Below are 15775 nucleotides of genomic sequence, written 5' to 3'. Positions count from 1 at the left end.
TGGACATGATTACAAACGATAGTTACAAAGCCCATGAAGACCACATCAAGCGCGTATCGGCGGGTCTGGAAGCGGGCGGTGCCGATTATTCCCTGTTTCAGGAAGGAACGGTAGGACATTTCATTCACCAGCAATTCTGGCAACTGACGCAGCCGCTGATTCAGCCGGGAACGTCGGTGCTAACGGTCGGCGATCTCTACGGCGCCGATGCGGCCTATTTTCTGCGCCAGCGTTGTGAGGCGGTTGCCAGCGACTTGACCGATTCCATTCTGGAGCGGGTGAAAGAGGCGGGGCTAATCCGGCAGTATTCGGTTGAAAACGTGGAAAAGCTGTCGTTTGCGGATAATTCGTTCGATTACGTGTTTTGCAAGGAAGCCTACCATCATTTTCCGCGCCCGGCCATTGGTTTCTACGAAATGTTGCGCGTATGTCGAGAAGCGGTTGTTATCCAGGAACCGGTGGACCCCGTGATTCAGATGCCGATTCTGCTCTTTATACGGAATATTCTGGACCGAATCGATACGGGTTTGCTGCGAAAAATCTGGAAAAACCAGTATTCGTTTGAGGTCGTAGGCAACTACGTGCACAAAATTTCCATCCGGGAATTTGAAAAAATGGCGTGTTCGCTGGGCCTGCCGATGATGGCGTATAAAGGGTTCAATCCCGGCAACGTCGGGGCCGCTGCAACCATTGAGAAACAACAGCGTAAGATCCAAATCAGAAATTTATTAACGGCTACTACGCTTGTTCCGCCGGAGGCGTATTCAGTGGTTATTTTCAAGAAAACGCCAACTTCCGGCGTCCTGCAAAAGCTAGAGGAACAGGGTTATAAGCTGCTGAGATTTCCGCCTAATCCGTATTTGCGCTAAAAGCGCCGTTAGACCTGGGCTGATCGCCCGAAAAAGGAAAAGGCAAGGTGGGGTAAATTTTGTACCTTTGCAAAATTCAATTTTGGGCAACTAGATAAAATGAAAGTTTGCTTCTTAATGGCTGGGTTGCCGCACTACTTCACGCTGGTTTTAAATAAACTGGTGACGGAGTATGGCGTCGAGGTGGCTTTAATCAAACCGGGCCAGCGAAGCGCGAGCCTTGGGTCGGGCGTACACGAAGACACATCGAGCCGCCAATTCCGGTTGTATGAATTGGAAGAATACAAAACTTGGTATAAAAAACCATTTCTGCGCGGGATTCAGGAAGTTCTGGAAAAAGAAAAGCCGGACGTACTAATTGTCAACTGGCCGTATATTCTGCATTTCGCGATGAGTACCGAGTTCTGGGGCTGGTTCAAAGCGACCGGCATCAAGCTGATCAACCGCGATATTCCGTTCAATATTCCGACCTGGGGCAAAGTCAAAGAGTACTACTACGGCGGCCACAACCTGAACGAAGATTTCAGCCTGAGTACCAACATGAGCCTGAAAGGCTACCTTTGGTTTCTGGGCGTAACCGCTGTCCGTCGGGTGTATCTGCGCCGGGCGGCGGCTCATATTTATTACACCGACGAAGCGCGGCAAATCATTGGCAGCTACGGCATTCCGCAGGAAAAAATCTTCATTACGTCAAATTCGCCCGACACCGACGAACTGCTGAAAGCCTACGAGCAGGTTCGATACGAAGACCTGATTCTGCCGCCCAATCCCTATCGGCTGGTCCACGTGGGTCGGCTGGTGAAGTGGAAACGCGTTGATTTGATCATCGACACAGTACAGCGCTTACAGGCCAAATACCCCGGCATCGAACTGGTGGTGGTTGGATACGGACCGGAGGAGGAGAAGCTGAAGCAACACGCGGAAAAGCGGGGCGTAGCTGACCGGGTGAAGTTTGTCGGCGGCGTTTACGATGCCGTGTCGCTGGGTCGTTATCTGCACGCGTCGGCCATTTATGTGCTGGCGGGGATGGGCGGGCTGTCGATCAACGACGCCATGTGTTTTGCCAAACCCGTGGTTTGTTCGGTGGCTGATGGAACCGAAAAACGGCTGGTGCGTGAGGGCCAGAACGGCTATTATTTCCAGAATGGCGACGCTGATAGCTTGACTCAAACCATCGATTCGCTGCTGGCTGATCCAAAAAAAGTGAAGGCGTTCGGCGAACGGTCGTTACAAATTATTCGCGACGAAGTAAATATCCATAAAGTGCTGCAAGAATACGTACGGGCGTTTGAGTACGCCACGGGGCGGAAACACCAGCCTAACGTAACAACCTGAGATGAAAATTTTAAATATTGTGGGTGCGCGGCCCAACTTCATGAAAGTCGCACCGCTGCACCGGGCTTTTCAGCAATACCCGCAAATTCAGTCGAAAATCGTTCATACCGGCCAGCATTACGACGCCAAGATGAGCGATGTGTTTTTCAACCAGCTCGAATTGCCTAAGCCAGACTATTTTCTCGGCATTGGGGGCGGCTCGCACGCGCAGCAAACGGCACGGATCATGCTGGAATTTGAGCAGGTGGTGGAAACGGAAAAACCCGATGTCATTCTGGTGGTGGGCGACGTGACCTCGACGATTGCCTGTGCGTTGGTCGCCGTGAAAATGCACATTCCGGTGGTTCACGTGGAGGCGGGTTTACGCAGTGGTGACCGTCGGATGCCCGAAGAAATCAACCGCATTCTGACCGACAGCATTTCGGATCATCTTTTTGTGACGGAACAGGCCGGACTGGACAATCTGAAACGGGAAGGTGTGAACGATCAGAAAGTACATTTTGTCGGTAACGTCATGATCGATTCGCTCGTGCACTACCGCAAAAAAGCCGCCGAATTGAACACCGTTGGGCAGATGGGTCTGGAGCCGAAAAGCTACGTGGTTATGACCATGCACCGGCCCGCCAACGTAGATGCCGAAGGCGGCTTGCAAAGCATTGTGCAGATTGTGGAAGATACTGCGGTCTACAAAACGGTGCTTTTCCCGATTCACCCACGTACCGAAAACAACCTGAAACGCTTCGAACTTTGGGAGCGCTTAACGGCCATTCCGAACCTGCGTTTGCTGGAACCACAAGGCTACTTGGAATTCCTGAACCTGATGGAAAATGCCGCCATTATCGTGACCGATTCGGGCGGGATTCAGGAAGAAACGACTTACCTGCAAGTGCCTTGTCTGACCTTCCGCGACAGCACCGAACGCCCCGTGACGGTAGAGGTTGGAACAAACCAGTTGCTGGCTGATCTGAATTCAGTAACGGTGCACGAAAAAGTCTTGGAAATCCTGGATGGTAAAGCCAAGCAAGGCCAGATTCCGCAATTGTGGGACGGCCAGGCGGCCGGACGAATTGCGGCCTTTATTAACGAGACTTATCAGGAACCGGCATGAGTGACACCAGCGTTCGCACCGAAGCCCTGCCCGACAATCCGGAAGAACATTACCGGATCAAACCCGGTCTGGCCAATCCCCGGCGGTATTACCTGACAAAACTGCGCGAACTGGTGCAATACGCCAAAACGTCGTTTGTGGACCCATTGACTCGCTCGGGTCGCATTACGCTGGCTGATTTTGGGTGCGGGACGAAGCCGTATGTATCCTTGTTTCCGCCGGAAAATGTCAACTATCTGGGCATTGATCTGGCCTGGAACCCGCACGCCGAAGTACACATTGGCTCCGACAGCCGGATTCAAATGGCCGATAATCAGGTTGATGTGGTGTTGTCGACGCAAGTGTTGGAACACGTTGAAGACCCCGAAGGCTATCTGCGGGAAGCTTGCCGCATTCTGAAACCGGGTGGAACGCTGTTGCTCACAACGCATGGTTACTGGATGTATCATCCCGATCCAACGGATTTTTGGCGCTGGACTTCGGCGGGTTTGCAGAAAATTGTGGCTAGAAATGGGTTTGAGGTGGTTGCTTTTCGGGGAATTATTGGCCGCTCGGCGATGGGTTTGCAACTGTTTCAGGACGGTTTCTTGTTTAAGATACCAAAATGGGCCTGGCCGCCTTTTACGTTTCTGATGCAGTTATTGATTCAGTTATTCGATAAAACGACTTCGCAGGAAACGCGCGATAAAGACGCTTGTACGTACCTGGTTGTTGGAAGGAAAATATAAGCGTATGAAACTTTGCATTGCCTATCCAAACGCGAATAACTACCCGGAGACTTTCATCTATAACCACCTGAAATACCTGGATCCGGCCCTGACGCTGACGGGTGGCTGGCGACCGTATCAAAATAAAGAAGGCGAAAGCATTATTCATATGCCGCTGGCCGAGCCGGTGCGGGTTGGGATAAAACGGGTGATTCCAGCCCTGTATCCCGCTTTTTACACCCGGGCGCTGACGGCATATCTGAACGAGCAGAAACCCGACGTGCTGCTGGCTGAATACGGGCCGACGGGTTGTGGCGTGATGGATGCCTGCCGCAAAGCCAATGTACCTTTGGTGGTTCATTTTCACGGTTTTGATGCTTCGTATCGACCAACAATTGAGGAAAACAAAGACGATTATAAAAAACTGTTCGCGCAGGCCAAAGCGATTATAGCTGTTTCGGGCGATATGGCCGAGCAGTTGATTCAGTTGGGAGCCAGTGCCGAAAAGGTGAAGCTCAATCCATACGGCGTTGACGTTGAGAAATTTTACGGGGCGGCACCCGAAAAAGCCGATAAAATTGTGCTGGCCGTTGGGCGTTTTGCAGGTAAAAAAGCGCCGCATTTAACGATCCAGGCTTTCGATAAAGTACTGGAAACGCACCCCGACGCCCAGCTGGTCATGATTGGCAGCGGCGAACTGCTGGAGACCTGTAAAAAGCTGGTGGACAAATTGCAACTGCGTCATGCCGTGCAGTTTCTGGGCGTGAAGACCGCGGATGAAATTGCCGAATGGCACCGCAAAGCGCGGCTGTTTGTTCAGCACTCGGTCGTCAATCCCGAAAACGGTGATTCAGAAGGGACACCCAACACGGTTCTGGAAGCCTCCGCCGCCGGACTGCCAATTGTCAGTACGCGACACGCTGGAATTAAAGAAGCCGTTGAACACGAAAAAACGGGCTATTTGGTTGAGGAAGGCGATGTTGATGGCATGGCAAAATACATCATTGAGTTGCTTGGTAATCCGAACCGGGCGGCTGAAATGGGGCAGGAGGCCCGCCGAAAAATGGAACGGGACTACGAAATGCACCAGCAGATTGACAAGTTAAAGGCGATTCTTTTTTAAAATAGAATGACAAAAGGTCTTAGAAAAAGCATCATCAGTCTCGCCAACCGCTTCGGCTACGGCGTTACCCGCTTGAAAGATGAGCAGTTGAAACAAGCCGACATGACGGGCGAAAAAGCGTTTATGCGCTTGTATGAGCAGTGTCGCCCCTATACCATGACTTCGCAGGAGCGGCTGTTCGCGCTGCATCAGGCGGTGCAATACGTGCTGAAAGCCAGAATCGAGGGGGATTTTGTCGAATGTGGTGTCTGGCGGGGTGGTAGTTCGATGATGAGTGCCTTGACGCTACTAGCCGAAAAGCAAACCAACCGGAAATTGTATCTGTACGATACGTTCGAGGGCATGAGCGAGCCAACCGAAAATGACGTCAACTTTGTGGGCGACCAGGCGTTCGAAACCTGGGATGGTCGCGATAAATGCCTGGCCGACTTGCCCGACGTGCAGCAGAATATGGGTCGGACGGCTTACCCGGCAGCGCAGATTCAGTACGTCAAAGGGAAAGTGGAGGACACAATTCCGCAGGTATTACCCGAAACAATCGCCTTGCTGCGACTGGACACCGACTGGTACGAATCGACTTATCATGAATTGGTGCACTTGTACCCGCGTTTGGCCAAAGGTGGTGTCTTGATTATTGACGACTACGGCCACTGGCATGGAGCGCGCAAAGCGGTTGATCAGTACTTTGCCGAAAACAACATTCCGTTGCTGCTCAACCGGATCGACTATACGGGCCGCATGGCTGTAAAACTGTAAAATGGGAATCATTATTCGCCAGAGCCTCAAAGCCAGTCTGGGGGCCTACATTGGCGTTGCGATTGGCATTGTAAACCAGCTTCTGGTTTCGCCCGAATTCCTGGAGCCCCACCAGTTGGCTATTTCGCGTATCCTGCTGGAAAACAGCCTGGTTTTTGCAGCTTTTGCGCACTTGGGAACGCCCTTTATCGGCGACCGGTTTTTCAGTTATTTCCGGGATGACAAAACCAAACACAATGGTTTTCTGGGCTTTCTGCTGTCGTTTCCTCTGATTGGCGTTGCCCTGTTTACGCTTGCCTACTTCCTGTTTGAAGAACAAATCCAGAATTATTTCTCCGCCAAATCACCGGAGTTGATTCCGTACCATGCTTTGGTCGTTCCGCTGACTATTTTCTGGATTTATCTGGTCGTGCTGGAAGCCTATTGCCGAAACAATGCCCGCATTGCCATTCCAACTTTTGTGCGGGAGGTGTATTTAAAGCTGGCGAACGTATTTATTGTCCTGCTATTTGGGCTGGGTTGGTACAGTTTTGACCTGATGATCTATCTGCTGGTAGCGTCTTATGGATCAGCGGTTATTATTCTACTATTTTATATTGCGCACCTCGGGCGGTTTTCACTGCGCTTTGACTTCGGCCAGCTACGTAACGGCATGTTTCGGCAAATGGTCTATTACGGCCTATTTATCGTGATGGGCGGGGTTGGAATTAATCTGGTGATGCTGATTGACCGGACTATGCTGTCGCACGGTGAAGGGCTGAAAGAAACGGCTATTTTCATCATTGCGACCTACATCGCCGGGATCATCGAAATTCCCCGTAAATCCATTACCCAGATTTCAACGCCTTTGCTGGCGAACTCCATCCGGGAAGAAAACTGGACGCACGTGCTCGAGTTGTACCGCAAATCATCCTTGAACCAGCTTTTGGTAGGCGGTTTGGCCTTTTTGCTGGTTTTTACCAACATCGACGGCATTCTCGGCGTCTTGCCCAAAGCCGATTTATACAGCCAGGGGAAATGGGTGGTTTTGTTTATTTCGCTCTCGAAGCTGATCGATATGGCGATGGGCCTGAACGCCGAAATGATTACTTATTCCAAGCATTTTCGCTATTCGACCTACCTGGTTATTGTGATGGCGCTGGTAGCCATCGCCGCCAATTCCTACCTGATTCCGCTGTATGGGTTTAACGGCGCGGCCCTGGCGACGGCACTGACCACGTTGCTGTATACTGTAAGCCGGGTGTCACTGGTCTGGGTTTTTTACAAGATGTTGCCATTCACCACGGCGGCGCTGAAAGCTTTATTTGTGCTAATTGTAACGTACCTCGTGTCGCTGATTTTACCGGAGTGGCAGGGCGATTTATTTTTCACGCTAACCAGTATTGTCTTTCGCTCGGCCGTTTTAACGGGCTTGTTTGTGGGCCTCATTTTACTGCTGCGGGTTTCTGAAGACATCAATCACATTGTGGCTTCTTTCTGGGCGATGGTCACGAAGCGAAAGCCAGTCAATTAAAACGCCAGCTCGTAGGCGTATTTAGGACTTTCCAGGCCCCCCAGAAGTCGTTTAAAGAAAGCTAAGCCTTCGTTTCGGACGCCGTAGCTGCTGGCAGTACCCAGATCAAGAAGTGTAATGTTATTTTCCTGGCAATAATTGTATAAAGTTTCGACGAGCAAAACTGTAGGGCTATACGCCAGAAAATCACCGTGATCAGCTCCCATAAAATGGTACAGAATGCCGGGGGCCACGCGAATACCTACGGAAGTTGCAGCCAGCCGATCTTGCTGCCAGACCGCGAATACGTGGCAGACGTCGGGAAAATCCTGGATGAGGCTCCCTAGTTTTTCTTCTGAAATGGTAAGGGGAATGCCCCGCCGCTCACGGGCTTGCCGAATAAATTCAAACAACTGATGAATGTCAGGTTGTTGCCAGATCGCTCCGTGAAATCCCGCCCGTTTACTTTTCCGAAGTGTATTGCGCTTGAAAGACGACAACGATTTCAGCAATGGCTGGCTGGTGACGGGAAGGTGATAATTGAGATCGTCGTAGCTGACGCAATAACCAGACGCCAGAAGTGCTTCGTGCAGGAGCTGCGCGTTTTTGGGCACGTAACAAAACGGATAAGAAAGCAGGCGAATCCCTTTCAACGAGTTGGCCCGGCAGAAGGAAATCATTGCCTGAATGAAATCCGTTAAGACCTTGGTGGGTAAATTGTCCCGAAATTCAATTCCACCGAACGAAGCCGCCGAAGGACTTATCGCCCAACCATTCCGTTCGTATAAAATTCCGTGTAGTTCTGCCAGTCCGGTATGCTGGTTGACAGCGGCAAAATAATGGAGTGGACAGTCCGGTTGATTAAGAAAATGACGGGGCTGAAAAAATAAAAAGTTTTTTTCTATAAATTTTGGAATCTGATCAGCTTGAGGATTAGTCAGTTGTATAATTTTGTGCATTAAATGACGAAAATATTCAGATCAGATGTGACCAAATTTTTTTGTGGGTGTCTAAACCGCACAAGAAACTTAGTAAATAGATAGAGAATATGCTAAAGGAAACCCCAGTAATATTATTTTACTGGGGTTTTTTATTGACTAATCGAAGAAGGATTATTTTTTTGACTGCTTCTTGAGCAAGCGATTATAGACAAGCTGGATAATCCCATCCCGCAATCCTAAGTCTGGAACAATGATGTTGGCGGCCCCCGCCCACTGCATTACCGAGATGTAAATATCAGACGCCGGGATAATCACATCAGCCCGGTCGGCATTCAGACGAAGCTTGTTGATCCGGTCATCCAGACTAAAGCCAGCGATGTAATTTTTCATCCGGATAATCTCGTCCAGCGTGGTGGTATTGTCGGAAAATTTAGTGACCAGATTAAAGATTTTGTTGATGTTTCCGCCGGTACCGACCGCCATGATTTTCTGGCTTTTATCAACATTTTCGTTAATCCAGCTTTCCATTTTTTGCCACGCGCCTTTGGTTTCTTTTCCTTCCAGGAGCCGTACTGAACCAATTTTAAAGGATTTAGAAGCAACTTTCTGGCGATTCAGGTATACGTTTAGTTCGGTGCTGCCACCGCCTACATCGATGTGCAGATACTGCCGCTCGTCCAGCGCCTGGACGACCACGTTGTTGATGATTTCCGCTTCTTTCTGGCCGTCAATAATGTGAATATCGATGCCGGTTGCTTGCTTGATGCGGGCGCTTACCTCGTGTCCGTTCTGGGATTCACGCATGGCCGACGTGGCGCAGGCCATGTAGTCTTCGACTTCGTGTAATTCCATCAAGAGCCGATAAACTTCCATCAGCTTGGTGGTTCGGGCTTCGCTCTCGGGAGTAAGTTTGCCAAATGTAAAAACATCATGCCCCAAACGCAGCGGGAAGCGGACATACTCGACGCGCTTAAAACTAATCACATCGTCGACGTGCAGAACGGTTGAAATCTGCAAACGGGCGGCGTTGGAGCCGATATCAATGGCTGCTAGTTTCAAAATAATGTAAACGAAAAAGTAAATGAAAACGGCCAAATATAGTGTTTTTGCGGTTGAACAGCCTAATAGGCCAACCGCATTCTTCGTAGCAATCCAAAAAATAAAGGTAAAGAATCGTCAGCCTTTCCCTCAAGCAATTGCTCGGTTTCTGAAGACAACATTTGAATAGCGCCACTTTGTTTGTACTTTTCCGGTAATTTATCAAGGCGCCCTAAGAATACCTGCTTTTTCCACCAATTTAAAATACAATGACCTCCAAATTAGTTACTAGCCTGCTGCGACTTGTTTTAATAAGCATGCTGGCAGTTTTGCTGTTTTTTCCCGAGCGACTCAAAATTTCATTTTCCTATCCATTTCATGGCCTGTTCGACAACGCCTACATCCGCTTCGCCAAAGGTGTTGTTTTATTTCTCTTCCTCTACGATTTACTGAGAATTTTTTACTACAACATTGTCAAGAATCCCAAAGCACCGAAATGGCTGATTAACGTGGCCACGCTGTTTGTGCCGCTGCTGGTGTTGCTGGTTTTTCTGGAGATGGTATTTATGACCATTTCGCAGAGCCACGAGGGAAACAGCACGCTGGCCTCAAAAATCTGGTTTGAACGCTATTGGAGCCCGGTTAATGAAAAAGGATACCGGGATGAAGACCATGCCGATTCGCTGGGAAAAACAAAAGTAATGGTCATTGGGGACTCCTTTGCGGCGGGCCACGGAATCAAGAATGTAGAGGATCGCTTTTCCAATGTCCTGGCCCAAAAGCTGGGGGATAAGTACGAAGTCTATAATTTAGGGGTTTCGGGATCAGATACGCGGGATGAATACGAACGCTTTGAAAAATACGGCGTTAAGCCCGATTGGATGGTGTTGCAGTACTTTCCGAATGATATTGAGAAAGCCGCCCGGGACGGAGGCGTTGTCCCCCAGGGCTTTGAGCCTTACTCCGATGTTCCTGGCCCGACCCGGCCTTTATTTGCCCGCTCTTATCTCCTGAACTACATTTACTGGCAACTGCCGCACGGAAACTTCGCGCCTTATCAGGATTACGCCAAACGTGTTTACACCGACACAACGATTCTGAACAGCCACATCCGCGATCTGAGTCGTTTTGTGGATTATAGCAAGAAAAATAACGTTCGTCTGTTCGTGGTTATCTTTCCGTTCTCGCACAATTTCGAGAAAACCAAAATGTATACCCAGCCTGTAGAAACCTATTTTGCGCAGCAGCAGGTACCCATTCTGGAAGTGAGCAGTGTTACCAAAGACCTGGATCCTAAAGATCGGATTGTGGGCCGTAACGACGCGCACGCCAGCCCCCTTGTCAACCAGCGGGTAGGCGACGCACTTTATAAAATGCTTTCGGCCAATGCGACCGCTAAAGCAGATACAATGCGCTAGAAACGAGTTTGTTATTTTAATCAGGGAGGTTTGTTCTGTCCGAAATAATCATTTTGGCAAAACAAGCCTCTTTGTGTATTTTTGCAACAGCTTATCAAGAAAGACGGAGGGATCGGACCCAACGATGTCTTGGCAACCCCTTTTTAGAACGGTGCCACATTCCACCCCGCTCCGCTGGCGGGGAGAGATAAGAGAAATGTCGATCGCTGCGGCGAACTGCCAACTTCCTCTTCTGACGATAAGCCCTTGTCTGTTTTTTGATTGATCATCAACTGTTTAGGTGGGCTTAAAACTATAATTACACTTGGAAAAGATAAAAGACCTTCTGGAGCGTCGGATTCTCATTCTCGACGGAGCAATGGGGACAATGATTCAACGCTATAAACTCGAAGAAGAGGATTACCGGGGGGAACGTTTTCAGAACTGGCCGCATGACGTGAAGGGAAACAACGACTTGCTGTCCATTACCCAACCGCATATTATTCAGGAGATTCATCGGCAATACTTAGCAGCGGGATCGGATATTCTGGAAACCAACACCTTCAGCAGTACATCCATCGCGATGGCCGACTACCACATGGAGGATTTGGCGTATGAGTTGAATTACGAATCGGCGCGGATTGCTAAAGAAACGACCGTGGAGTTCACGCGGCAAAATCCCGCCAAGCCCCGCTTCGTAGCCGGGGCTATGGGACCCACCAACCGCACGGCTTCGCTTTCGCCGGATGTGAACAATCCAGGTTACCGCGCCATCACGTTTGATCAACTGGTGGATTCGTACTACGAGCAGGTGCGGGGACTGGTCGAAGGCGGTTCGGACCTGTTGCTGGTCGAAACGATTTTCGATACGCTCAACGCCAAAGCCGCGCTGTTTGCCATTGACAAATATTTTGTAGACACCAGGCGGGAACCATTGCCTATCATGGTTTCCGGGACGATTACCGATGCGTCGGGTCGGACTTTGTCGGGACAGACGACGGAGGCCTTTTTGTATTCCGTTTCTCATTTGCCGCTCCTGAGTGTGGGGCTAAACTGTGCGCTGGGGGCCGAGCTGATGCGCCCCTACGTGCAGACGCTGGCCAAAGAGTCGCCGTTCTTTACATCGGCCTATCCCAACGCGGGTTTGCCGAATGAGTTTGGCGAGTACGACGAAACGCCGGAGAGCATGGCCGCTCAGATTGAGGACTTTATCAAAGAAGGCTTTGTCAATATTGTCGGGGGATGCTGCGGATCGACGCCGGATCACATCCAGGCCATCGCCCAGGTAGCGGCCAACTACCAGCCCCGCCCTAAGCCACAGCCGGAACCTTACCAGAAACTGTCGGGTCTGGAACCTCTGAAAATTACAGAAACCACCAATTTCGTCAACATCGGGGAGCGGACCAACGTAACCGGTTCGAAAGCCTTTGCCCGACTGATTAAATCCGGTGATTACGATGCTGCTTTGTCGGTCGCCCGGCAACAGGTGGAGAACGGGGCGCAGGTCATCGATATTAACATGGACGAAGGAATGCTGGATTCGGTGGAAGCCATGACCACCTTCCTGAACCTGATTGCGGCTGAACCGGATATTGCCCGGGTGCCCATCATGATCGACTCTTCGAAGTGGGAGGTGATCGAGGCCGGTTTGAAATGCGTCCAGGGCAAAGCCATCGTCAACTCTATTTCGCTCAAAGAAGGCGAAGAAGCGTTTATTCAACGGGCTAAGCTGGTTAATCGATACGGGGCGGCGGTTGTAGTAATGGCTTTTGACGAACAAGGTCAGGCCGATAACTACGAGCGTCGGATTGAAATTTGTGAGCGGGCTTACCGAATTATGGTCGATCAGGTTGGCTTTGCCCCTCAGGACATTATTTTCGACCCGAACATCCTGACGGTTGCGACGGGGATCGAAGAACATAACAATTACGCGGTTGATTTTATCAACGCTACGCGCTGGATCAAGGAAAACCTGCCGTTAGCGAAAGTGTCGGGTGGGGTGTCTAATATCTCGTTCTCGTTCCGGGGCAATGAGGTGGTCCGCGAAGCCATGCACTCGGCTTTTCTCTACCACGCCATCAAAGCGGGTTTGGACATGGGCATCGTCAACGCCGGACAATTGGGCGTGTACGACGAAATTCCGAAAGATCTACTCGAACGCTGCGAAGACGTGCTGCTAAATCGTCGCCAGGATGCGACGGAGCGACTGGTTGAGTTTGCCGAAACCGTGAAGGCGAAAGGCAAAGAAATCGTTCAGGATGAAAGCTGGCGGCTGGAACCGGTCGGTTTACGGTTGAAACACGCCCTGGTGAAAGGCATTACCGACTACATCGACCAGGATGTAGAGGAGGCACGTCAGCAATTCGACCGTCCTTTGCAGGTCATTGAAGGCCCGTTGATGGATGGCATGAACGTCGTTGGCGATCTGTTTGGCGAAGGAAAAATGTTTCTGCCGCAGGTCGTGAAATCGGCGCGGGTGATGAAAAAAGCGGTGGCTTACTTGCTTCCCTACATCGAAGCGGAGAAATCGGAGGGGGCCAGAGCCGTTGGGAAAATCCTGATGGCCACCGTGAAAGGCGATGTGCATGATATTGGAAAAAACATTGTGGGCGTTGTCCTGGGCTGTAACAACTACGAAATCATCGATTTAGGGGTGATGGTGCCGACCCAGAAAATCCTGGAAGAGGCCAAGAAACACAATGTCGATATCATCGGCTTGAGTGGCTTGATTACGCCGTCACTGGATGAAATGGTCGGCGTAGCCAAAGAAATGGAGCGGCAGGGCTTCAAGGTGCCGTTGCTGATTGGCGGGGCAACAACGTCCCGGATTCATACCGCCGTAAAAATTGATCCGCATTATTCGGGACCGGTCATTCACGTGCTGGATGCCAGCCGAAGCGTGCCGGTTGCCGGGCGTTTGACGAGTGAAGCCTCTGAAACGCGCGATCTGATTTTCCAGGAAATTAAAGCCGAGTACGTCAAACTACGCGCCGATCATGCCAAGCGGCAAAAAGATAAAACAACGCTGACGATTGAAAAAGCGCGCGCCAACCGCGTAGCGATCAACTGGGCAGATTTTGAACCAACCAAACCCACTTTCCTGGGTAATCGGTACTTTGACGATTATTCGCTGGCCGACATTGCCAAATACATTGACTGGACTCCGTTTTTCCAGACCTGGCAGCTGCACGGAAAATACCCGAAGATTTTCGAGGATGCCGTGGTAGGAAACGAAGCGAAGAAGCTGTTCGACGATGCGCAGCAGCTTTTGCAGGAAATCATCGATAAAAAGCTCCTGAAAGCCAAGGCAGTGGTTGGGTTCTTTCCCGCTAACTCAACGGAGGACGACGTTTTATTGCATGATTTTGAGGAAGTTGTTAGGCAGATTCCTTGTGAGCGGCACGGGTCGCATACGCATCTGGAATATAAACTGAGCCGCCAGCAAGCGAACGTCAACGGGCAGGGGAAGCTGGATTTAGGGCAGGCCGGGGAGTTAGTATACGACACCAAAGCCGTTTTACACTTTATCCGTCAGCAAAACCAGAAAGCACCGGGGTTGCCTAACTTCTGCCTGTCCGATTTTATTGCGCCTTTGGAAAGTGGGCGGGAAGACTACATCGGTGGCTTTGCCGTTACGGCTGGTATTGGCATCGAAACCTTACTGGAGCAGTATGAGCGTGACCACGACGATTACAACAGCATCATGGTGAAGGCCCTGGCCGACCGGCTGGCCGAAGCTTTTGCGGAGCTGATGCATGAGCGGGTTCGGAAGGAATTTTGGCCCTATGCAACCAATGAGCAACTCTCCAACGAACAGCTGATTAAAGAAGATTACCAAGGAATCCGTCCCGCTCCCGGCTATCCGGCCTGCCCGGATCATACGGAAAAAGCGACGCTTTTTGATTTGCTGGACGCGGGTAAAATCGACATCAAGCTAACCGAAAGTTTTGCCATGTATCCGGCTTCGTCGGTGAGTGGGTTTTACTTTTCGCACCCTGAATCGAAGTATTTTGCTACCGGCAAGATCAATAAAGACCAGGTACATGACTATGCGCAACGGAAAAACATGAGCGTGGAGGATGTGGAACGCTGGTTGGCTCCCGTTTTAAGTTACGACGCCTGAAAATAACTGTCCTAGAGGTGGTTAACACCTCTAGGACAGCTTCTAAAATTGACTATTTCCTAGAAATAATCACGTTCCATAAATAGATGAACAAGTATTTGACTTAAGGGGCTATTTCCCGTAAGTTCCAGACACTTACCTCAAAAGCTATTTATGTGAAAACCTCTATCGCGATTGTTGATGATCATCGGCTATTTGCCTACAGTTTGTCGGATCTGGTGCAAAAATTCGATAATTACGAAGTCACTATTGTAGCTGAACACGGGCGGGACCTGCTAAAATACCTGAATCGGGGCGACCGGCCTCAGCTCGTGTTGCTTGATGTCCATATGCCCGAGATGGACGGCTTCACAACCGCAGCTTATCTAAAGCAGAATTTCCCCGATATCAAGGTCATTGCTTTATCCATGATGGATCAGGAAGATCACGTCGTTCGCATGGTTCAGAGCGGCGCGCGGGGCTATTTGTTAAAAATCTGTCGTCCGGCGGAACTACGGCAGGCGCTGGATGACGTGTGTACCAAAGGCTATCATTACTCGGCTTCGTTAACCGAACGATTGGTGAAAGTTCTGGATCCTGCAAAAAATGATGCGCCGACGGCCTATTTCAAATTCAGCGGTCGGGAGCATGAATTTCTGAAAATGGCGTGCAGCGATTTGACTTACGCCCAGATTGCAGATAAAATGTGCGTCAGCCCCCGCACGGTGGACGGCTACCGGGAATCGCTTTTTGAAAAAATGAACGTAAAAAGTCGGGTAGGGATGGCGATTGCCGCGATTCGCTGGGGCTTTTTTAAGTTGCAAAAGTAAATACGAAGCCTTCAGAGGAGGTCTGCCTGTACTGAAAAAGGACACTGAAATTTTTATCCCGAAAAAACGGGAATCAA

12 protein-coding genes and 1 riboswitch are annotated in these 15775 nt (G+C 50.2%); of the genes, 10 read left to right on the top strand and 2 right to left on the bottom strand.

Annotated elements, in window-relative coordinates; translation table 11 throughout:
- Positions 1–5: 5 nt before the first annotated feature.
- The 7 genes from L0Y31_RS00135 to L0Y31_RS00105 all read left to right on the top strand — a co-directional run bounded on the left by L0Y31_RS00135 (position 6) and on the right by L0Y31_RS00105 (position 7411).
- Positions 6–869, top strand: a complete 864-nt coding sequence (locus L0Y31_RS00135; protein WP_234735036.1) for a class I SAM-dependent methyltransferase — start codon at positions 6–8, stop codon at positions 867–869.
- 99 nt (positions 870–968) lie between these two features.
- Positions 969–2204, top strand: a complete 1236-nt coding sequence (locus L0Y31_RS00130) for a glycosyltransferase family 4 protein (RefSeq protein WP_234735035.1) — start codon at positions 969–971, stop codon at positions 2202–2204.
- A gap of 1 nt (position 2205) precedes the next feature.
- Positions 2206–3312 (top strand): non-hydrolyzing UDP-N-acetylglucosamine 2-epimerase, encoded by a 1107-nt coding sequence (gene wecB / locus L0Y31_RS00125; RefSeq protein WP_234735034.1) that lies wholly within the window; start codon positions 2206–2208, stop codon positions 3310–3312.
- The gene (locus L0Y31_RS00120) at positions 3309–4040 is read left to right on the top strand and encodes a class I SAM-dependent methyltransferase (protein ID WP_234735033.1); all 732 of its coding nucleotides are present in this window, start codon (positions 3309–3311) and stop codon (positions 4038–4040) included. Before wecB ends, L0Y31_RS00120 begins: the two co-directional genes overlap by 4 nt.
- A gap of 4 nt (positions 4041–4044) precedes the next feature.
- On the top strand, positions 4045–5142 hold the full coding sequence (locus L0Y31_RS00115; RefSeq protein WP_234735032.1) for a glycosyltransferase: 1098 nt from the start codon (positions 4045–4047) through the stop codon (positions 5140–5142).
- Between the two features lie 6 nt (positions 5143–5148).
- Positions 5149–5898, top strand: coding sequence for a TylF/MycF/NovP-related O-methyltransferase (locus L0Y31_RS00110; protein ID WP_234735031.1), 750 nt, complete (start codon positions 5149–5151; stop codon positions 5896–5898).
- Position 5899: 1 nt separating this feature from the next.
- Entirely contained in the window at positions 5900–7411 is a 1512-nt protein-coding gene (locus tag L0Y31_RS00105; RefSeq protein ID WP_234735030.1) for a lipopolysaccharide biosynthesis protein, read from the top strand.
- On the opposite strand, the gene L0Y31_RS00100 is transcribed toward L0Y31_RS00105, so the two are convergent.
- Together L0Y31_RS00100 and L0Y31_RS00095 are read right to left on the bottom strand one after the other, a co-directional pair.
- Complete coding sequence (locus tag L0Y31_RS00100; protein WP_234735029.1) at positions 7408–8349, bottom strand: GNAT family N-acetyltransferase; 942 nt, start codon at positions 8347–8349, stop codon at positions 7408–7410. The two genes, L0Y31_RS00105 and L0Y31_RS00100, sit on opposite strands and share 4 nt — an antisense overlap.
- A gap of 153 nt (positions 8350–8502) precedes the next feature.
- A complete protein-coding gene (locus L0Y31_RS00095; protein ID WP_234737083.1) occupies positions 8503–9390 on the bottom strand; it encodes a Ppx/GppA phosphatase family protein in 888 nt (295 codons plus the stop codon).
- 296 nt (positions 9391–9686) lie between these two features.
- On the opposite strand from L0Y31_RS00095, the gene L0Y31_RS00090 reads away from it, so the two are divergent.
- The 3 genes from L0Y31_RS00090 to L0Y31_RS00080 all read left to right on the top strand — a co-directional run bounded on the left by L0Y31_RS00090 (position 9687) and on the right by L0Y31_RS00080 (position 15698).
- A complete protein-coding gene (locus tag L0Y31_RS00090) occupies positions 9687–10787 on the top strand; it encodes an SGNH/GDSL hydrolase family protein (protein ID WP_234735028.1) in 1101 nt (366 codons plus the stop codon).
- Positions 10788–10875: 88 nt separating this feature from the next.
- A riboswitch (SAM riboswitch) is annotated at positions 10876–10981 on the top strand.
- A gap of 110 nt (positions 10982–11091) precedes the next feature.
- Positions 11092–14889, top strand: a complete 3798-nt coding sequence (metH, locus tag L0Y31_RS00085; RefSeq protein ID WP_234735027.1) for a methionine synthase — start codon at positions 11092–11094, stop codon at positions 14887–14889.
- Between the two features lie 155 nt (positions 14890–15044).
- Positions 15045–15698, top strand: coding sequence for a response regulator transcription factor (locus L0Y31_RS00080; RefSeq protein ID WP_234735026.1), 654 nt, complete (start codon positions 15045–15047; stop codon positions 15696–15698).
- Positions 15699–15775: the final 77 nt, after the last annotated feature.

Source organism: Tellurirhabdus bombi, assembly GCF_021484805.1.
Taxonomy (GTDB): domain Bacteria; phylum Bacteroidota; class Bacteroidia; order Cytophagales; family Spirosomataceae; genus Tellurirhabdus; species Tellurirhabdus bombi.
Note: the sequence above shows the minus strand (reverse complement) of the source record. Positions and strands in the feature narration are given on the sequence as shown.